Raw genomic sequence first — 20,544 nt, 5'->3', positions numbered from 1 at the left:
GAAAAACAGTAAAAAAACAGGACTTCCAAAACGGAAATCCTGTTCTGATCATATTCGATTAATCCTGAACGTATGGCATTAAAGCGATATGTCTTGCTCTCTTGATTGCTACTGTAAGAGCTCTCTGATGCTTTGCACAGTTTCCTGTGATTCTTCTCGGAAGGATTTTTCCTCTCTCAGAAACATATTTCTTTAATTTTGCTGTATCTTTGTAATCGATTTCGTTGTTTTCTTTACCACAGAATACACAAACTTTTTTTCTTCTGCGTCCGCCTCTTCTCTTCATTGGAGAATCCGGTCTGTTTCCTTTTTCGAATGCCATTGTACACATCTCCTTTCAACCTTAATTAAACGGTAACTCCTCATCAATTCCGTCTGGAATGTTCATGAAACCGTCACCTGCATCAGCGCTTGGCGCCGGTGCCGGGGCTGCCTGATAAGACTGTGTATTAGCACTGCTAGCATTCTTACTTTCTGCGAATTCCTGTTCCTCAACAACAACTTCTGTTGTATAGACCTTTACACCATCCCTGTTGGTATAGCTTCCGGTCTGGATTCTTCCGCAAACCACTACGCGCATTCCCTGACGGAAATAACGTTCTGTAAATTCAGCACTCTTTCCGAACACAACACAGTTAATAAAATCTGCGGTCTGTTCTCCGTCACGCTTGAATCTGCGGTCTACAGCTAATGTATATCTTGCAATAGCGAGAGCGTTCTCACCTTGTGAATATCTCACTTCAGGATCTCTTGTCAGACGTCCCATTAAAACTACTTTATTCATACGTTGCCTCTTTCTAAGCTTCCTGTTTCACGCATAAATATCTGATTACACCATCCATGATACGAATTCTTTCTTCGATTTCGCCTGGTGTTGTTGTTTCAGATTCAAAGTGAATGAAGTAGTAGTAAGCTTCTTTCATCTTCTGGATTTCGTAAGCTAATCTCTTCTTTCCCCATTCGTCAACGTCAGTAATGTTACCACCGAAACGTGTAACAAGTGCTTTCACCTTTTCGATTACTTCTGCTCTGGCGTCGTCTTCGAGTTTTGCGCTGACAACAACTGCTAATTCATATTTGCTCATGTCCTGCACCTCCTTATGGTCTTTTGGCTCCCGGATCCGCCGGGAACAAGGATAAATAATATATCACAAGTTGGTATGATATCATAATTCAGGCTTTGTTTCAAGCCTTTTTTCTTATTTCTTTTGTATTTTTTTCAACCAGTCTGCGCGGTACCATTACCTGGTGTCCGCATCCCTGACATTTCAGACGAAAATCCGCCCCTACTCTCAGGATCTCCCACTCTGAGCTTCCGCACGGATGCGGTTTTTTCATCCGGATCACATCTCCGACTTCAAATTTTGCTTCTGCTGCCATCTCTTTACTCCTCTTTTATTCTCCTGCCGGCTGTACATTTACCCTGACACCGTGTACGATCGTTCTGTCATCATTTCCCTCCCGTGTACAGGTGGACAACGTCACGATCTGTGAATCATTTCCCACTTCCACACCTGTATCATACAAAGAAGACGCCTTCGTTGCTTCAAGGAAGGATGCAAACGCCGCATCATCTGCGAACTGATATGTATAGCCTTCGGAAGTATCTTTTACCACTCCAACAGAATAAATCTGATAAGTAGCCACATTGCCATCCGGTGTATAAATATAGAAGGAAGGGTATTTTTCCCAGAAACTTTTTTCGTGATACTGCTCCAGCTCATTAAACATCGTTCCATTATACATATAATGTCCGTAAATGATCGTGTTTCTGTCATTAAAATCCGCATGATTATAAGCATTTACAAAAATCGTTCCTACGGTATTGTCATATCCTTTGAATGTCTTACTCAGATATTCCGAATTATCACTTCCCTGCACAACCGGATAATTGATCACCGCCGGTTCATCAAAACGGATCCATGCAACCACATCCGGATTGATCTGTCTGAGTGCATCGAAATCCACGGAAAATCTGCTTCCATCCTGATCGTCCGTCCCGTTCTCCTGTTCCCCCTTATCTTCCGTAACCGCAAGCTTTACCAGATCATCATACTCACTTTCCCCTTTGTGATATCCGTTAAAGATTTTATACAGCTGAAAGGCAGAAAATGCAAACACACAGATTGCAACAATCAAAATGACCGTACTGATGATTCCACCTTTTTTCTTGCGCCGGTCACGCCTGGAATGCTTTCCATACCGACCATGTCCTTTCCGTCCCATAATTTCCTCCTCTGCTTTTTATATATGATGTTCCCAGATTGCTCCATTGCCATGCAATCTCAGAAGTCCTATTTTCTTCCATATTTTCACGATATCAGCAGTATAACATACTTTTTAGAGTTTTTTAATAGAGAGTTTATTGATTTTTGTGTGTGCAGGCGTACAATGTAAACTATCGTATAGTATCATATTCTATAAATAAAAAAGATTGGGTGAACATTATGAAAGAAAAACTGATGCGTTTTATGTATGGAAGGTACGGAGTAGATACCTTCGGCAAATTTCTCTTATGGAGCGGCGTAATTCTGATGCTGATCACAAGCATCTTTCATTTTCGTATTTTTTATGTAATTGGGTGGGCATTCGTGATATACTCTTACTATCGCATGTTTTCACGTCAGACCTACAAGCGTGCACTGGAAAACCAGAAATTTCTCCAGCACACTTCAAAGATCCGTGGATTTTTTGCAAAACAGAAGTATATGGCAGCGCAGCACAAGACGCACCACATTTACAAGTGTCCAAACTGCAAACAGAAGATCCGTGTTCCAAAGAGAAAAGGTAAAATTGAGATCCGCTGTCCAAAATGCCAGACTACTTTTATCAAAAAAAGCTAACGATCAGGAGAATAATCAATTATGCAGGATCCTTACTCAATACTCGGCGTTTCACGGGATGCTTCCGACGAGGAGATCAAGAAAGCCTACCGCAAATTAAGCCGTATTTATCATCCGGATGCCAATATCAACAATCCAAATAAAGATCAGGCAGAAGCCAAATTCAAAGAAATCCAGCAGGCTTACCAGCAGATCATGAAAGAAAAAGAAATGGGTGCTTCCGGATATACCGGAACAGGCTCCGGAGGTTATGGTGATGCCGGAAGCGGATACGGAGGTTTTGGCGGTTTTGGTCCATTTGGCGGTTTCTACGGTCAGTATACCAATCAGAATCAGCAGACAACTGAGACAGAAGAAGATATTCATCTGCGTGCCGCCGCCAATTATCTGAACAGTGGCCATTATAAAGAAGCTTTAAATGTCCTTTCAGGGATCAAAGACCGTTCTGCCAGATGGTACTATTACAGCTCTATCGCCAATTCCGGCATGGGCAATAATGTCCTTGCCCTGGAGCACGCCAAAGAAGCACTTCGTCTGGAGCCGTCCAACTATCAATATCAGTCCCTTGTCAGCCGTCTTGAAAATGGCGGGAGCTGGTATCGTACACAACAGACAATGTATGGCGGCACACCAACGATCAACAATGATTTCTGCGTGAAGCTCTGCATTGCCAACCTCATGTGCAATCTCTGCTGTGGCGGCGGTGGATTCTTCTGCGGTTCTCCTTATACATACCACTAAATAACAGGAGGAAATATTATATGTTAGATTATCTTGTTGTCTATGAGAGTGAGACAGGAAATACAAAAAAAATAGCAACAGAAATTTTTGCATCTCTTCCGGGGATGTCCAAAGATCTGATAAATCTTCATGAACGTACCGATTTCCCAGAGGCCAAAATTTATTTTGTCGGTTTCTGTGTTCACCGCGGAACCTGCAGCCTCGAGATCGGCAACTTCCTTTCCGGTCTGTCGTACAAATCCGTTGCTCTCTTTGGAACCTGCGGTGCCGGAAACAGCCTGGAATACTACAAAAAGATCGCATCCAGTGTCCGGATCTGGCTTGAAGACGACAATCGTTATCTTGGTTCTTTTATCTGCCAGGGGAAAATGCCACTTGCTGTCCGTCAAAAATATGAATCCTTGCTGAATACACCGGAAGATTGCGATTGCCAGCAAATCCGCCGGCAATTACAGAATTTTGACGAAGCAATGATTCATCCGACACGCACAGATCTTGAAAATGCGGCTCTTTTTGCTACCGAATGTATAGAAAAAGTTAAGTCTATGTAAAAAAAGTGTAAAAAAATATCGTTTCAGTCTACCTATGGAAACTTTCTTGTTATATAATAAGGGTGTCGTATAGCGTCACTTTGTGTGATCTGCATGCAGACTTTTCATATTTAAAGTAGCTGTACGATATTTTTTTTGCGACAAAATGTAAACTAATGCTTAAAGAAAAGGAAAACAAAATTATGGGAATTACAATGGTTTTGTCATTACTCAGTGGGGTAGCCCTGTTTTTATACGGTATGTCACTGATGGGCGACAGTCTGAAAAAAGTTGCCGGCAATAAGCTTGAACTGATTTTATACAGGCTGACCAACACTCCTCTGAAAGGACTTCTGCTGGGTACTGTCGTAACCGCTATCATTCAGTCATCCTCTGCAACGACAGTTATGGTAGTCGGATTTGTAAACTCTGGTATGATGAAGGTCGCACAGGCAATTGGTATCATCATGGGTGCCAACATCGGAACCAGTATCACCGGATGGATCTTATGTCTCTCCTACATTGATGGTTCCAGCGGAATCGCGCAGCTTTTATCAACCGCTACAATTTCTGCAATCGTAGCAATCATCGGAATTATTTTCCGTACATTCATCAAGAAAAAACCGTATTCTGATATTGGTGACATCATGCTTGGCTTTGCGATCCTGATGATCGGGATGCAGACCATGAGCGGTGCCGTCTCTCCTCTGAAAGAGAATCCGCATTTCGTCAGACTTCTGACCATGTTCACGAATCCATTTATGGGAATCCTTGTCGGGATCGTATTTACAGCAGTTTTACAGAGCGCTTCTGCTTCTGTAGGTATCCTCCAGGCACTGTCCATTACCGGATCGATCACCTTTGCAGCTGCACTTCCGATCACAATGGGTATCGGCGTTGGTGCCGCATGTCCGGTTCTTCTTTCCTCAATCGGAACGAACAAGAACGGAAAGCGTACTGCTCTGATCTATCTGCTGAACGATTTATTTGGTATGATTTTCTGGTCCATCGTATTCTATTCTGCAAATGCCATCGTGCATTTCCCATTTATGGGTGAAATTATGTCGCCTTTCCGTGTGGCACTTTTGAATACGGTATTCCGGCTTCTGACAATCCTTGTTCTTGCTCCATTTATCGGCAAGATTGAAAAGCTTGTCTTCTTCCTTATTAAAGATACCGATGAAGACAACGAAGAGCAGGCAGATTTCGATCTTCTTGAGGAACGTTTCCTCAATTATCCGCCACTGGCAATCACACAGAGCCAGCTTGCAGTCAACGGAATGGCAAAGAAAGCATACAAAAATATCCGTCGCGCCCTTGCACTGCTGAAAGATTTTTCAGATAATAAGTTCAACAAAATTCAGGAAAAGGAAAATCTGATCGACAAATACGAAGATAAACTGGGAACCTATCTGATGCAGCTCAATATGCATGACCTGACACCGGAACAGTCCAAACAGACCGCCAAGTTCCTTCATACGATCAGTGACTTTGAACGTCTGGGTGACCATGCAGTCAATATTTCCCGTGTTGCACAGGAACTTCATGAAAAATCACGTATTTTTTCAGATGCAGCCAAATACGAGCTTCATGTTCTTGAATCCGCATTAAAAGAGCTCCTTGATCTCACGATCAATTCATTTGTAGATGAAGACCTTGTAAATGCTGCCAAAGTAGAACCGCTTCGCGAACTGATCGGTATTTTATGCAACGATTTGAAAATGCGTCATATTAAAAGGCTCCGTAACGGGCAGTGTGATCTGAACACCGGATTTGCATTTAACGATCTGCTCACCAACTATGATCGTATTGCAGCCCACTGTTCTAACATTGCCGTTGCAATCCTGGAACTGGATTCTTCCAATTTCGATATGCACGAATACACTAAGAGTGTACGGAAATTGAAAGACAACAATTATGTATCCACCTTTGATTATTATGAGCAGAAATATAATATCAACGGTTATCAGCCGGAAGCGGAACAGGATACAAAAGCAGCCGCCAAAACCCCGGTCAAAGCTGTTGAAGCCAAAAAATAATCTTACAACGAGAAAGGAATCTGCTGTAATGTCTTCTTTAAATATTTCATCACAGGCGCATATTGCCAGTCAGTCCGTCATCCTAGGTGATGTCACCATCGGTGCAGACTCAAGTGTGTTCTATTATGCCGTTGTCCGCGGTGATGAATCGTCTATCACGATTGGCAAGCGAAGTAATATCCAGGATAACAGTACCGTCCATGTAGATTACGGTTTTCCGACCGTTATCGGTGATGATGTCACTGTTGGTCACAACTGTGTGATCCACGGCTGTACAATTGGTGACGCGTCTCTAATCGGGATGGGAAGTACGATTTTAAACGGTGCAAAGATTGGAAAGCATTGCCTGATCGGTGCCGGAAGTCTGGTTACTCAGAACACAGTTATTCCGGATGGAATGCTGGTTATCGGAAGTCCGGCAAAAGTAAAAAGACCTCTTACTGAGGAAGAGATCCAGTCAATTTATAAAAATGCTGCGGATTATGTTGCATTATCGGCTGCGCAGTTTGAATAAAATATCAAATCTGAAATATGTACACTAGTAAAAAAAGTATCGAAAATCATTTATGTTTGATTTTCGATACCTTTTTTATCTACTACAACACTTTATTTTTCATCCACGATCTGGAACACATAGAATTTAAGATAATACGATTCTTCTGCAGACCACAAAATCGGATGATCCGGTGCCTGTGTCCGGTATTCTACCTGTCTGACCCTCTTATGCACATTCTGCGCTGCCTGATGGATCGTCTTCGTAAAAAGCTCATAATCCATAAAATGTGAGCAGGAACAGGTTGCCAGATATCCGCCTGGTTTTACCAGCTTCATTCCGCGCATATTGATCTCACGATATCCCTTTGTCGCATTCTTGATCGTCTTACGGGATTTGGTAAATGCAGGTGGATCCAGGATTACCACATCATACTGCTTTCCTTCTTCTTCCAGCTTTGGAAGCAGGTCAAATACATCTGCACAGACAAATTCAACTCTATCCTCTAATCCATTGAGTCTTGCGTTCTCTCTTGCCTGTTCTATGCCAAGTTCTGAAGCATCTACACCTGTCACATGCTTTGCCCCTGCAATCCCTGCATTCAGCGCAAAAGAGCCTGTGTGCGTGAAGCAGTCCAGCACCTCTGCATCCTTGCAAAGTCTCTGGATTGCCAGACGATTGTATTTCTGATCCAGGAAAAATCCTGTCTTCTGTCCGTCTTTGACATCAACCATATATCTGACACCATTTTCCACAATCTCAACTTTGGTATCAAATTCTTCACCGATAAAGCCTTTGACTCTCTCCATGCCTTCATTCTGACGAACCTTTGCATCGCTTCGTTCATACACGCCACGGATCGTAATTCCATCTTCTGAAAGTACCGCTTTCAGAATGTCCACGATTTCTTCTTTCATCCGGTCAATTCCGAGTGCAAGAGACTCTACAACCAACACATCCGAGAATTTATCGATCACCAGTCCGGGAAGAAAATCCGCTTCCCCGAAAATCACACGGCAGCTTGATGTATCTACTGTCTTTTTCCGGTATTCCCACGCATCTCTCACCCGCATTTCCAGAAATGCATGATCGATCTCCTGATCCTGCTTTCTTGTCATCATACGGATCCGGATCTTAGAATTCATATTGATAAATCCTCTTCCCATTCCGTACCCGTCAAAATCATGGACGATCACAATATCACCATTCTCAAATTCTCCCATAATCGAATCAATTTCATTATCGAATATCCAGGCGCCGCCTGATTTCAGCAGACGTCCCTCACCCTTTTTCAATGTCACTATAGCCTGACGCATCTTTTCTCCTTCCACATACTCTTACGTATTCTTCTGCAAATATTATCCACGGAGTCCTGCAATGATCCGACCTGGATAGAGCAGAAGATCCAGTCCATCCTGCATAGATCTGACACAGAGATCCGCATTTTTCAATAATTTCCCATAGACCCCTTCCCGGTCCATAACAGCGATGGAAAGCGCCGCCTCTTTCAGCATCCACTCATCGTTTCTGCCATTACCGATTGCCACACAGCGTTTTGCACCGGTTGCTTTTACCAATTCCCTTTTATACTCCTTTGCATTACCTGTCGGAAATGTCTCCAGGATCACCGGAAGCCCTTCGCACTGCGCTTTCGCATTTCCATGCGTATCTGCAGTCAGTACATAAATTCGGAACTGCTCTGAAAGTGCGATAAGACGTTCCTTCACACTCGGCGGGATCACGCCGTCCACAGCGATCGTCCCGTTCATATCTAAAAATATCGTATCAAGTTCTAATGTTTTATATTCCGGAATAACCAGTTTCATAGGAACTCCTTTCCTGCCATCTGGCATGTTGCTTTTTTTATTATAATACATATTTCATACAGACTCCACATATTTTGTAACAACTGATTTATCTGATAAAGAGGAGGATTGTAAATATGAAACCAGTTGTTGGAATCTTATGCTGTGGCTTCGACGGCAAAAACCAGTTTGTAACCGATACCTATGTGCGGGCAGTCCGCATTTCCGGAGGAATCCCCCTACTGATACCGATTCTTCCTCAGGACTTCCCGATCAATTCTTATCTTGACATATGCGATGGATTTCTGCTCCCCGGAGGAGGTGATTTTACACCGTTTCTCTTCAATGAAGATCCACTTCCAGGTGTAGGACAGACCAATCTTTCTGTAGATCTTTTCCAGATTCATTTTGCAGAGGAAATCTTAAAACGTCATCTTCCGGTAATCGGCATCTGCCGGGGTATGCAGGTGCTCAACGCCGCCTGTGGCGGAAGTATCTATCAGGATCTTTCCTGTCAGCCCGGAGATCCTTTTCTGCATATGCAGACCTCACAGAACCACAGCGATATGTGGCACCAGATTTTCATCGCCAAAGACAGCCATCTTCATGAACTGACCGGAGACACTCTGTATACCAATAGTTTCCACCATCAGTCCGTTCATCTGCTCGGAAAAAATGTCCATGCATGTGCACACACTTCTGATGGCACAGTTGAGGCAATTGAAATCGAAGGACAGCCTTTTGCACTTGGCGTTCAGTGGCATCCGGAATCCATGTTTTTTACTTCTCCATGTATGCGGGAATTGTTTTCGCTTTTCGTCCGGTCGATGCTTCCCGGAACAGATTAAATCCCTTTTGTCGGGCTGCAGACTCTGCTGTCTGCGATCCCTTCAGAATATATGCATAATATGTTCACAAACGTTCATAATTCTTTCAAATTATAAACACACTTTTTTCACAAGATACGAGTATACTAATAATTGTCAAAAGGAAATAAACCTTTTCACATAACAAAATTTTTCTTTTTCATAAACGCCGATATTCGGGAAACCGGATATCGGCTCTCCTCATTTTCAGGGGTTATTTCAGATATTCCAGAAGTCCTCGCAGGTCTGGAACGACATGATCTGCCATCTTTTTGACCTCTTCGTCCGCAGGTGTCAGATCCGGAACCATCGTCACATGGCAACCCGCCTGGTAAGCCGCATTTACCCCGTTCGGTGAATCTTCGACCGCCATGCACTCTTCAGGCTTCCGCCCGATCTTCTCACAGGCATAGAGATACACATCCGGTCTCGGTTTTCCCAATTTCACCATAGATGCACTGATGATCTCATCAAACAGCTCTTTAAATCCGACCATTTCCAGATAACGCACAGCCCTGTCTTCCGCTGTAGCCGTCACGACTGCCGTCTGATAACCACGTCTTTTCAGCTCCTTGATCGTCTCTTCCACATACGGTTTCTTCTCAATTCCGAAACGCGCAATATGATCACTCATCAGCTCCTGTCTGCGCCGTCTGAGCTCATCGTATGGGAAATTCTCTCCAAAAATTCCCTTCATCTGCTCTCTTGCAAATACGGATGCACAGCTGCGGAATTTGTATGCCGTTTCCAGATCCAACCGGTATCCCGCCTCCCGCATTGCCTTTTGTTTGTATACTGTCAGATATTTCTCTGTATCGATCAGGATGCCATCCATATCAAAAAGTACTGCTTTCATCTTGTCCTCCTGTAGTATATTTCATTTTGTAAAAACAATTACTTTCTATATCATACCATTCCCTTCAGGAAGAAAAAAGACGGAGATTTTATTCTCCGCCTTTTGAATGTTTGCTTATATCTATTTTGTACTTTCTGTGCTGCCGGTACTTCCTGTACTGTTTGAACCGCTTTCACTACTGTCAGATGAAGTACTTTTCACCTGCTTGCAGTTGTCTGCTACCCAGTCTTCTACGATATCCAGTCTTGCTGTCTTCTCCAGATTCTCAAGGTTTCCGGCATCTTCCAGTGCTTTTTTGAGTGCATCTACATCTTCGTATCCGTAAGCCTTTGCGTACTCCTTATACTTCTTCTCAAGCGTCTTATCTGACACATCGATCTTTGCTTTCTCAATGATCAGATCTGCCGCAAGGTTGGCCTTTACCTGATCCTTTGCAGCCTGGGTTGCCTTTGAATTAAAAGTTTCCTCATCCATATTCATATACTGTTTAAGGAAATCTGCAAAATCAAGATTATAATAAGATGCCATATTCTTATACTGTGTCTTGATCGAACTGATCATATTCTTCAGATCCTTCTTCGGATACTTGTTCACAGTTGTGTTCTCAAGTACTGCTTTCCAGGCATTTTCCTTGATTGTATTCTGCTGGTTTTCTTTGCTGGTTTTTTTCAGAGATTTTTTGATTTCCTTTTTGTACTCTTCCACCGTCTTGGAAGTATCAGATACACTCTGTACAAATTCATCGGTAAGTTCCGGTACATCGGTCTGGCTAATTCCCTTCAGTGTAACGGTAAATACAACTGCCTGACCTGCAAGATCTTTATTTCCATAGTTCTCCGGGAAAGTCAGATCCAGATCAAAAGTATCGCCAATATTGTGTCCGACAACGCCATCCTCAAATCCATCAATAAACTGACCACTTCCTAATGTAAGCTGTGCATCTGTCGCTGTTCCGCCTTTAAATGCCTCACCATCTTTCTTTCCTTCGTAGTCGATCGTTACTGTATCTCCAGTTTGTGCTGCACGGTCTGTAACTTCTGTTGTAGTTGACTTAGACTGAAGCACACTGTTGATCTGTGTTTCTACATCATTATCCGATATCGCATCCGCATCTACTTTATCAATCTCCACACCTTTATATTTTGTAATCGTAACATAATCATTGGAAATCTCACTGGAGCATCCGGTAAGAAGTAATGACAATGCACAGATACCTGCTGCCAGTACTGTTAATTTCTTTTTCATTTTCTTTTACACCTCTTATATCTTCATTCTCTCTGACTGTCTGAATCACCCACATCAGAGCGCTACATATGATTATAACACATAATCTGTCATTGAAAAGGGATTTCCCAAAATTCACATTTATTTCAGATTTTCCATTACTTTCAAAAAGCCGCCAAAAACTTCAAATTACTTGCACTTGTCTACAAACAATGCTACAATAAGCTATGTGTAAATATGATTTGAGGAGGAAAACCCGTGAGTAAGATAACGATCGTATTACTGGTAATTCTTGCCGTACTGCTTATCGCCCTGGTTGTTCTGTATTTCCTCGGTAAGAAAGCGCAGAAAAAGCAGGCAGAACAGGAAGAGATGATTGCAGCTGCTGCACAGCAGGTCAACATCCTGATTATCGACAAAGGCAAGATGAAGCTTAAAGATGCCGGTTTCCCATCAGTTGTTCTTGAGAATACACCTAAGTATCTTCGTCGTTCAAAGGTACCGGTTGTCAAGGCAAAAGTCGGACCAAAGATTATGACTCTGATGTGTGATGCAAGCATCTATGATCTTATTCCAGTCAAAAAAGAAGTAAAAGCAACCGTAAGCGGTATTTACATCACTGCAGTAAAAGGAGTCAGAGGTTCTCTTGAGGCTCCACCTAAGAAAAAAGGATTCTGGGCAAGACTGCGGAACAAGTAACAATAAAAAGGGTAAATGATTCTGAGCCGATTGAATCATTTACCCTTTTTGTTTATTTTCCTGAAATTGCTTCCTCTGCCTGTGCTTTCGGTCTTATGCTCATTGCGATCCGGCAGTCTGCCGTCGCTTCATGATTCACATCAAGCCCGTACTCCACAGCAATATCAATTCGCTCATCATCCACATTCACATCCAGCTTCCGTGTATGAATTCCAACATGAAGCTGCCCATACGGTGTATCATAATATGTGACATTCATCTGATTCTTCTCAAATACCATATGTGCATTCGTAATTCCGCTCTTCATGATCTCCATCGAATCTTCACCGGTGATCTTGATCTTATTCTTAACCACCCCCGGAATCCCTTCCATTACTTCATCATAAAGAATATAATGCTTTCCGTTCTTCCAGTAATAGCTCGCCGGAGTGATCACCTCAATCGGCTCATTCTCTTCATTTTCTTCCGGATCTGCAAATGCCATATCATGTAGTCCGGAAATCGTCAATAATACATCCTGTGTCATACACGTCATCCAATCTGTCTGTTATTAGATGGCAAGCTGTTTTGCGATATCGTACTGGTACTCCGGAATTCCTTTCTGCATTGCCAGTGCTTCGTTGATATCAAAGTCAATATACTCGCCATGTTTGTATCCTACTACACGGTTTGTCTTTCCTTCAAGAAGAAGATCTACAGCAAGAGATCCCATGATAGATGCATAAACTCTGTCTTTTGCTGTCGGGCTTCCTCCACGCTGCATATGACCAAGAATAGTAGCACGTGTCTCCATACCCGTCTCTTTTTCGATTCTCTTTGCCATATTCATAGAATCACCGATACCTTCGGCATTGATGATAATGTAATGCTTTTTACCGCGTTTTCTGCTTTCTTTGATGTCTGCAATGATCTTTGCTTCATCGTAGTCATGTTCCTCAGGAAGAAGAATCTTCTCTGCTCCATTGGCAATACCGCACCACAGTGCAAGGTATCCCGCATCACGTCCCATAACTTCGATAACACTACATCTTTCATGTGATGTAGATGTATCACGTACTTTGTCAATTGCTTCCATCGCTGTATTAACCGCTGTATCGAATCCGATTGTGTATTCTGTACATGCGATATCAAGATCGATCGTTCCCGGAAGTCCGATTGTATTTACTCCAAGATCAGATAATTTCTGTGCTCCCTTGAAGGAACCGTCTCCTCCGATAACTACCAGACCGTCAATTCCATATTTCTTACAGATTGCTGCTGCTTTCTGCTGTCCTTCTGGTGTACGCATTTCCTCGCAACGGGCTGTCAAAAGAATCGTTCCACCTCTCTGGATCGTGTCTGATACATCTCTGGCACTTAAATCAATAATTTCCTCGTTAAGAAGTCCTGAATAACCTCTTCTGATTCCTCTTACCTTCAGTCCTTTTCCCAATGCTGTTCTTACAACTGCACGGATTGCAGCGTTCATTCCCGGTGCGTCTCCACCACTGGTCAATACGCCGATAGTTCTGATTACTTTTTCTGCCATGATATGTCTCCTCCGTCTCTTCTACTTTGTAACTTTACTATCCTTTTGCTTAATTTATCTCAATTCACACGTTATTGTATAATATTCACCCCTTCATTTCAATGGGTTTTTCTATTACTTTTACACAATCTTCTCCAAAATAATTCGTCAATCTGCTCAAAATTCCAGGTTCTACCTGGATATTTACGTTTTTAGGAAGTCTTTTTACCGCTCTCTCCGCTTTGCAGAAGATTACAACCTGGTCCTCACCCTCACTTTCCGCGAGCATCCGGAACAGATTCTGCTCATCTTGAAGGTAACTCTGTTTGTCGGCATACTGAATCCACAGTTCTTTTTTCGTCATCTCAAACGGAATCACCTCTTCACAGATCAGCTTACTTGCATTATCATCTTCTTCCGATACACGTCCCCGCACAAATACTTTGCTGTCCTCCTGCAGATACTGCTGGCTTTTCTCATAGCTCTGCGGGAAAATGACAACCTCTACCGTTCCAAGAAGATCCTCTACGGTAATAAATGCCATCGTTTGATTCTTCTTTGTATATTTGATCGTCTTCGATGTGATCATACCACCGATGATCTCCCTTGACCCGTCACGCACTTTTGTCCGTCCGGTCTCTTCATCAAGCTGAAAATCCAATGTCGTTGCGGAAATACTCTTGCGCCATTTCTCTTCATATTCTTCCAATGGATGTCCGCTGATATACACGCCGAGTACTTCTTTTTCAAATGCAAGCATCGTTTCCTTCTGGTATTCTCCCACATCCGGAAGCGTGACCTCAAATTCTTTTTTCTGTTCGTCATCTACAATATCAAAGAGCGACATCTGTCCGGCAAGCGAATTTTTCTTGTTCTGTGCTACCTGATCCATGATCTGTACATAAATGATCATAAACTGCTTTCTGGTCCCTTTCAGACTGTCAAATGCGCCGGATTTGATAAAGTTTTCTACCGCACGTTTATTGACTTCCTTACCGGAAAGCCGTTCCAGAAAATCCTTCAGATCACGAAACGTGCCATGCTCTTCTCTGTCCCGGATGATCTGCTCGATCACCGGTCTTCCAACCCCCTTGATCGCCGCAAGTCCGTAACGGATATTACCGTTATCTACAGAAAAATCACCAACCCCACGATTGATATCCGGCGGCAGGATAGAAATTCCCATCTGTCGGCAAGTGTAAATGTATTCGGCAACCTTTCCCGGATTGTCGATGACAGAAGTCATAAGCGCTGCCATATATTCTACCGGATAATAATATTTCAGATACGCTGTCTGGTATGAGACAACCGCATACGCTGCCGCATGTGATTTGTTGAACGCATACTTTGCAAAATCGATCATTTCATCATAGATCTTATTCGCAACCTTTTCATCGATTCCATTTTTGACACAGCCCGGAATGCCTTCTTCTTCATTACCATATACAAAATTCTGACGCTCTCTCTGCATCACGTCGCCCTTTTTCTTACTCATGGCACGGCGTACAAGGTCGCTTCGCCCAAGTGAATATCCGGCAAGGTCACGCACGATCTGCATAACCTGTTCCTGGTATACAATGCAGCCATAGGTCGGTGCCAGGATCGGCTTTAACTGCGGGCATTCGTAAGTAATCAGCTCCGGATGGTTCTTTCCTTTGATATACTGTGGAATGAAATCCATCGGACCTGGCCGGTAAAGAGAAATTCCGGCGATAATATCTTCCAGACTCTGTGGTCGAAGCTCCTTCATGAAGCTCTTCATCCCTGCACTTTCTATCTGGAAAATACCGTCCGTCTTTCCGGTTCCGATATAGTCAAGCACTGCTTTATCATTATAATTTAATTCTTCTGTTACCAGCTTCACACCGGTACTTTTTTCAACCAGTCTGATCGCATCCTGGATGACGGTCAGGGTACGAAGCCCAAGGAAATCCATTTTCAGAAGTCCCAGTTCTTCCAGTGTGGTCATGGTAAACTGTGTGACCACATTGTTGTCCGCTCCAAGTGCCAGCGGAACATATTCATCCACATCCTTCTGGCTGATCACGACTCCCGCGGCATGCATGGATGTATGCCGTGGCAGACCTTCCAGCCTCTTTGACATATCGATCAGCTCTTTTACCTGTGGATCTTCATCATAGAGCTTCTTCAGCTCATGGTTCATCTTCAGGGATTTATCCAATGTAATATTCAGTTCTTTCGGAATCATCTTTGCAATTGAATCCACAAAAGCATACGGAAGATCCATAACCCTTCCCACATCCCGCAGCACCCCGCGCGCCTGCAGTGTACCAAAGGTTACGATCTGCACTACCCGGTCTTTGCCGTATTTACGCACAACATAATCAATGACTTCCTGCCTTCTTTCAAAGCAGAAGTCCACGTCGATATCGGGCATGGACACACGTTCCGGATTCAGAAAACGCTCGAACAGCAGCTGATACCGGATCGGATCGATATTGGTGATCGCAAGTGTGTACGCCACAATGCTTCCCGCCGCAGATCCACGCCCAGGTCCAACCATGATTCCGTTGCTTTTTGCAAAATGAATGAAATCCCATACAATAAGGAAGTAATCCACGTAACCCATGCTTTTGATAACGCCCAATTCATAATTCAGGCGCTCCACAAGGGCTGGATCCGGGTCTTCTCCATATCGTCTTTTCAGTCCGTCAAAACAGAGCTTATTCAAATATTCCCATGAGGTAAATCCTTCCGGCACATCGAATTTCGGAAGCTTTGTCACACCAAATTCAATCTCTACATGGCATCTGTCTGCAATCTTCTGTGTATTTTCCAGCGCCTCCGGTGCATATGGGAAAAGTGCTGCCATCTCTTCTTTTGACTTCACGTAGTACTGTCCGCCTTCATAGCGCATCCGATCCTCGTCTGCGAGCTTTTTCCCTGTCTGAAGGCAAAGCAGGATATCATGTGGCTTTTCATCTTCTGCGTAAGTATAATGCACGTCATTTGTCGCCACAAGGTCGATTCCGATCTCCTGCGACAGACGCATCAACTGCTGGTTAACGGTACGCTGTTCCGGGATCCCATGATCCTGCAGTTCCAGGAAAAAGTTGCCTTTCCCAAAAATCTGTTCATAATGAAGCGCAGCTTTTTTTCCTTCTTCATACATCCCTCTCGCCAGGTTTCTCTGTACCTCTCCGGCAAGACATGCACTGAGGGCAATGATTCCTTCGTGATAGGTCTCCAGAAGCTCATAATCTACTCTTGGCTTATAATAGTAACCTTCCGTAAATGCACGTGACACGATCTTCATCAGATTGGCGTAGCCTGTATTATTCTCAGCAAGAAGTACCAGGTGATAATATCGGTCCTCATCGCGTCCTACGGCTGTTTTATCGAATCTGGATCCCGGTGCCACATAGACTTCACATCCCAGTACAGGATTGATTCCTGCCGCTCTTGCGGCTCTGTAGAAGTCAATGACGCCGTACATGACACCGTGGTCTGTGATCGCAGCCGCTGTCATCCCCAGTTCTTTGACTCTGGCAACATATTCTTTAATTTTATTCGAACCGTCCAGAAGGCTGTATTCCGTGTGGACGTGCAAATGCGCAAAATTCATATTGTGTTCGCTCCTTTTCTCTGTGTTCCATTTTAGCAGAAATGAGGGGGATTTCCAACTGGTGTGGGGAAAATTTTATAGGTTGGTGGGCGGCGGATTTCCAAATATATATACTCCGGTTCCCCTCGGCAAAACATTCCGATGAACCCCTGAAAGCGGGAATCGTGTTCAGCAAAGGCTTCCACGATTCCTGGGTTTCATCTCCATTGCCTCGAAGGGAACCGGAGTATATATATTTGGAAATCCGCCTGTTCAACGGTATCGAATGATTTTCTGGATGTGTTGGAATCTGCAGGAAGAGAATTGATGGAAACACAGATTATACTTACCTGCGCTGTACCACTCATACTCTATGCGAGTATAAACCTGTTAACTTTCTTTTTGGGGCGTTGGTGTCACAACCTTATTTATCCTCTAACGCAAAAATACCGCCGCATCAGATCTCATTTCCAATGCGGTGGTTTCTTTTCTTACTCCACTGCTTTTACCGCAGCAGACATTTTTTCTTCATTTCGTTTTGAAAAATACAGTTTTGTTTCCCCAATGATCACTTTTCTAAGTGCAATGATTGCGATCAGGTTTGGAATAATCATCAGCGCATTCGTGATATCTGCAAGAAGCCAGATTGGTTCCAGCGATAAAAACGGTGCCAGTGCAATCGCTGCAATGTAGATGATCTTATATGGTTTGATCCATTTTGTTGTGCCGGTCAGATAAACCAGGCAGCGTTCTCCGTAATAATTCCATCCCAAAATAGTGGTAAATGCAAAGAACATAATTCCTACTGCGATCAGATACATGCCTATATTGTGTGGCAGACACATGTTATAAGCAGCTGTAACAAGTGTGCTTCCGTTCATATCCGAACTGTCCATCAGCCCGCTGCTGATGATAACAAGTCCTGTCATGGAACAGGTCAGAATCGTAGTAACAAATACACTTGTCATGGAAAGAAGGCCCTGTCTCACACCGGAGTTCGTCTTCGCCGCCGCTGCAACGATCGGTGAACTTCCAAGTCCTGCCTCATTGGTATAGACACCTCTGGCGATTCCGGTTCTCATAACCGTCATAAACGTGATGACACCCGTTCCTGCAGTCCCTCCTATTACCGATTCTTTTGCAAATGCACAGGTAAAAATGGCCTTAAAAGCACCTGGTACTGCAGCCCGGTTGATCACCAGTGCAACGATCGAACCTCCAAGAAATGAAAGTGCCATGATCGGCACAACGATCTCAGCAACCTTTGAAATACTTTTAATCCCGCCAATGATCACAACCGCCGTTAAAACGGTTACAATAATTCCTGCTACGATAATCGGTATATGGAATGTCACATTAACGGATTCCGTGATCGCATTCACCTGCGGAAATGTTCCGCATCCAAATAACGCTGTACACATGCCAAACACAGAAAAGGCTTTTGCAAGCCAGATAAATCTCTCTCCCATACCATTTTGGATATAAAACATCGGTCCACCGGCCATCTGGTTATTTTCGTCCGTCACTCGGTATTTTACCGCTAAAAGACTTTCTGAGTATTTCGTCACCATACCAAGTATGGCTGAAATCCACATCCAGAATAACGATCCCGGTCCACCAATTCGAAGCGCCGTTGCAACTCCAACAATACTTCCCGTTCCTATGTCTGCTGCCATCGTTGTACATAGAGTCGCAAATGCCGATACATCTCCTTCTCCGCTTCCGGTCCCACTTTCTTTTTCAAAAATGGCCCTTACTGCACGTGGAAATTTTGTGATCTGCAGTCCTCTCAATTTGATCGTAAAGTAAAGCCCTGTACCAATCAGCAGCAACAATGTCGGAGGTCCCCATACATAACTTTGGATAGTCGTCAGCATCCCCATTAAACTACTCATTTCACTTCTCCTTCGCCTCTGTTATTGTTTTCCATCCATATTCTACTACAATATATTTATGGATAATCCCCTTACATCCAGTAAGGAATTATCCATCTTGTTGCTTAAGCTGTTAGAATGTAGGTAGCAATTGGATATCGTCCTTATTCTTGGACCTTGCGTCCGTAAAATAGACTGATAACCAGCTCCTCATTCGCAGCGTTCGTTTTATGCAGGTTGAATCGCCATAGGCGCATTCGTGTCACACCACAGTAGATTGAATAGGCAATGAGTAAAACTGGTATTTATCCATTGCAATAATCTTAAGGAGTGACAAATTTATGAACGCAGTAGGTATCGATGTTTCAAAAGGTAAGAGTATGGTTGCTATCATGCGACCTTTCGGTGAAATTGTTTCCACACCTTTCGAAATCAAACACACAGCCAGTGATATCCATTCACTTGTAGAACTCATCAACTCTGTTGAAGGGGAGTCCCGAATCGTTATGGAGCACACAGGACGTTATTATGAAGTCCTCGCACATCAGCTTTCAGAGGCAAATCTTTTCGTCAGTGCCATTAACCTAAAACTTATCAAAGACTTTGATAATGATTCGCTTCGCAAAGTGAAATCTGATAAAGCAGATGCTGTTAAGATTGCCCGATATGCACTTGACAAATGGCAAAATCTTAAACAGTATAATGTTATGGATGAATTACGCAATCAGCTCAAAACCATGAATCGTCAGTTCGGCTTTTACATGAAACACAAGACGGCTATGAAAAATAATCTTATCGGCATCCTTGACCAAACCTATCCTGGTGTGAATACTTACTTTGACAGTCCTGCACGCAGTGACGGCAGCCAGAAATGGGTTGATTTTGCATCTACATACTGGCATGTGGACTGTGTCCGTAAAGTGTCCCTGAATGCCTTTATCGACCATTATCAAAACTGGTGCAAACGCAAGAAGTACAACTTCAGTCAGTCAAAAGCTGAAGAAATCTATGGAAAAGCAAAGGAACTTGTTCCTGTACTTCCAAAGGATGCCATTACAAAGCTTATAATTAAACAGGCTGTGGACCAGCTTAACAGTGCCTCTACAACTGTTGAGTCACTACGCACTCTCATGAATGAAACTGCATCCAAACTCCCTGAATATCCTGTCGTTATGGCTATGAAAGGTGTTGGAACTTCACTCGGATCTCAGTTGATGGCTGAGATCGGAGATGTTTCCCGTTTCACTCACAAAAGTGCTATTACTGCATTTGCCGGTGTAGATCCCGGTGTTAATGAATCTGGAAGTTATGAACAAAAAAGTGTTCCAACCTCAAAACGAGGTTCCTCTGATCTTAGAAAGACTTTATTTCAGGTAATGGATGTCCTAATTAAAACACATCCTCAAGATGATCCTGTTTATCAGTTCTTAGACAAGAAACGTGCTCAAGGCAAGCCTTACTATGTCTATATGACTGCAGGTGCCAACAAGTTTCTAAGAATC

General features: G+C 43.3%; 21 protein-coding genes. 8 read left to right on the top strand and 13 right to left on the bottom strand.

The features are described from left to right. Positions 1-58 precede the first annotated feature (58 nt). The 5 genes from rpsR to srtB all read right to left on the bottom strand — a co-directional run bounded on the left by rpsR (position 59) and on the right by srtB (position 2,226). Positions 59-322 (bottom strand): 30S ribosomal protein S18, encoded by a 264-nt coding sequence (gene rpsR / locus PGU50_RS16360; RefSeq protein ID WP_008368909.1) that lies wholly within the window; start codon positions 320-322, stop codon positions 59-61. 21 nt (positions 323-343) lie between these two features. Further along, positions 344-784 carry a single-stranded DNA-binding protein gene (locus PGU50_RS16355; protein WP_055155542.1) on the bottom strand — a complete coding sequence of 147 codons (441 nt, stop codon included), beginning with the start codon at positions 782-784 and terminating at the stop codon, positions 344-346. Positions 785-797: 13 nt separating this feature from the next. Then, positions 798-1,085, bottom strand: coding sequence for a 30S ribosomal protein S6 (gene rpsF, locus PGU50_RS16350; RefSeq protein WP_008368913.1), 288 nt, complete (start codon positions 1,083-1,085; stop codon positions 798-800). A gap of 100 nt (positions 1,086-1,185) precedes the next feature. After that, positions 1,186-1,380 (bottom strand): DUF951 domain-containing protein, encoded by a 195-nt coding sequence (locus tag PGU50_RS16345; protein WP_022221102.1) that lies wholly within the window; start codon positions 1,378-1,380, stop codon positions 1,186-1,188. A 15-nt stretch (positions 1,381-1,395) separates the two neighbouring features. Continuing rightward, positions 1,396-2,226, bottom strand: a complete 831-nt coding sequence (srtB, locus tag PGU50_RS16340) for a class B sortase (protein WP_055262095.1) — start codon at positions 2,224-2,226, stop codon at positions 1,396-1,398. A 221-nt stretch (positions 2,227-2,447) separates the two neighbouring features. Between srtB and PGU50_RS16335 the strand changes: the two genes are divergently transcribed. From PGU50_RS16335 to PGU50_RS16315, 5 genes are all read left to right on the top strand, one after another. Continuing rightward, the gene (locus PGU50_RS16335) at positions 2,448-2,843 is read left to right on the top strand and encodes a hypothetical protein (RefSeq protein WP_118219464.1); all 396 of its coding nucleotides are present in this window, start codon (positions 2,448-2,450) and stop codon (positions 2,841-2,843) included. 21 nt (positions 2,844-2,864) lie between these two features. Next, a complete protein-coding gene (locus PGU50_RS16330) occupies positions 2,865-3,584 on the top strand; it encodes a J domain-containing protein (protein WP_118219466.1) in 720 nt (239 codons plus the stop codon). A 20-nt stretch (positions 3,585-3,604) separates the two neighbouring features. Continuing rightward, entirely contained in the window at positions 3,605-4,135 is a 531-nt protein-coding gene (gene bilS, locus PGU50_RS16325; protein WP_195502475.1) for a flavodoxin family protein BilS, read from the top strand. Between the two features lie 182 nt (positions 4,136-4,317). Further along, entirely contained in the window at positions 4,318-6,153 is a 1,836-nt protein-coding gene (locus PGU50_RS16320; RefSeq protein WP_118219468.1) for a Na/Pi cotransporter family protein, read from the top strand. Positions 6,154-6,181: 28 nt separating this feature from the next. Beyond that, complete coding sequence (locus tag PGU50_RS16315) at positions 6,182-6,667, top strand: gamma carbonic anhydrase family protein (protein ID WP_055262093.1); 486 nt, start codon at positions 6,182-6,184, stop codon at positions 6,665-6,667. A gap of 92 nt (positions 6,668-6,759) precedes the next feature. Here PGU50_RS16315 and PGU50_RS16310 read toward each other — a convergent pair whose 3' ends face one another. Together PGU50_RS16310 and PGU50_RS16305 are read right to left on the bottom strand one after the other, a co-directional pair. Continuing rightward, the gene (locus PGU50_RS16310) at positions 6,760-7,962 is read right to left on the bottom strand and encodes a class I SAM-dependent rRNA methyltransferase (protein WP_117824228.1); all 1,203 of its coding nucleotides are present in this window, start codon (positions 7,960-7,962) and stop codon (positions 6,760-6,762) included. Positions 7,963-8,004: 42 nt separating this feature from the next. Continuing rightward, positions 8,005-8,472, bottom strand: a complete 468-nt coding sequence (locus PGU50_RS16305; protein WP_022221108.1) for an HAD family hydrolase — start codon at positions 8,470-8,472, stop codon at positions 8,005-8,007. A 116-nt stretch (positions 8,473-8,588) separates the two neighbouring features. On the opposite strand from PGU50_RS16305, the gene PGU50_RS16300 reads away from it, so the two are divergent. Continuing rightward, positions 8,589-9,299: a gamma-glutamyl-gamma-aminobutyrate hydrolase family protein gene (locus PGU50_RS16300; RefSeq protein WP_270247477.1), complete on the top strand. Its 711-nt coding sequence runs from the start codon at positions 8,589-8,591 to the stop codon at positions 9,297-9,299. Positions 9,300-9,531: 232 nt separating this feature from the next. Here PGU50_RS16300 and PGU50_RS16295 read toward each other — a convergent pair whose 3' ends face one another. Both PGU50_RS16295 and tig read right to left on the bottom strand, forming a co-directional pair. Continuing rightward, positions 9,532-10,173, bottom strand: a complete 642-nt coding sequence (locus PGU50_RS16295) for an HAD family hydrolase (RefSeq protein ID WP_118219474.1) — start codon at positions 10,171-10,173, stop codon at positions 9,532-9,534. A gap of 120 nt (positions 10,174-10,293) precedes the next feature. Continuing rightward, positions 10,294-11,418 carry a trigger factor gene (gene tig / locus PGU50_RS16290; protein ID WP_270247474.1) on the bottom strand — a complete coding sequence of 375 codons (1,125 nt, stop codon included), beginning with the start codon at positions 11,416-11,418 and terminating at the stop codon, positions 10,294-10,296. 237 nt (positions 11,419-11,655) lie between these two features. Here tig and PGU50_RS16285 point away from each other — a divergent pair, with 237 nt between their 5' ends. Then, entirely contained in the window at positions 11,656-12,096 is a 441-nt protein-coding gene (locus PGU50_RS16285; protein ID WP_117557988.1) for a hypothetical protein, read from the top strand. Between the two features lie 52 nt (positions 12,097-12,148). Here PGU50_RS16285 and PGU50_RS16280 read toward each other — a convergent pair whose 3' ends face one another. The 4 genes from PGU50_RS16280 to PGU50_RS16265 form a co-directional block, all read right to left on the bottom strand. Next, complete coding sequence (locus PGU50_RS16280; protein WP_055247913.1) at positions 12,149-12,622, bottom strand: DUF1934 domain-containing protein; 474 nt, start codon at positions 12,620-12,622, stop codon at positions 12,149-12,151. A 24-nt stretch (positions 12,623-12,646) separates the two neighbouring features. Further along, entirely contained in the window at positions 12,647-13,624 is a 978-nt protein-coding gene (pfkA, locus tag PGU50_RS16275) for a 6-phosphofructokinase (RefSeq protein ID WP_117557992.1), read from the bottom strand. Between the two features lie 85 nt (positions 13,625-13,709). Then, positions 13,710-17,189 (bottom strand): DNA polymerase III subunit alpha, encoded by a 3,480-nt coding sequence (locus tag PGU50_RS16270; RefSeq protein ID WP_118219478.1) that lies wholly within the window; start codon positions 17,187-17,189, stop codon positions 13,710-13,712. 470 nt (positions 17,190-17,659) lie between these two features. After that, positions 17,660-19,063, bottom strand: coding sequence for an alanine/glycine:cation symporter family protein (locus PGU50_RS16265; RefSeq protein WP_117559545.1), 1,404 nt, complete (start codon positions 19,061-19,063; stop codon positions 17,660-17,662). Positions 19,064-19,383: 320 nt separating this feature from the next. Here PGU50_RS16265 and PGU50_RS16260 point away from each other — a divergent pair. Next, positions 19,384-20,544 (top strand): IS110 family transposase (locus tag PGU50_RS16260; protein WP_270247471.1); only part of this gene is annotated, 1,161 nt, incomplete at its 3' end.

It is taken from the genome of Coprococcus sp. AM11-30B (genome assembly GCF_027674365.1).
GTDB lineage: Bacteria > Bacillota > Clostridia > Lachnospirales > Lachnospiraceae > Allocoprococcus > Allocoprococcus comes.
This window is presented reverse-complemented; position numbering and strand designations above follow the sequence as displayed.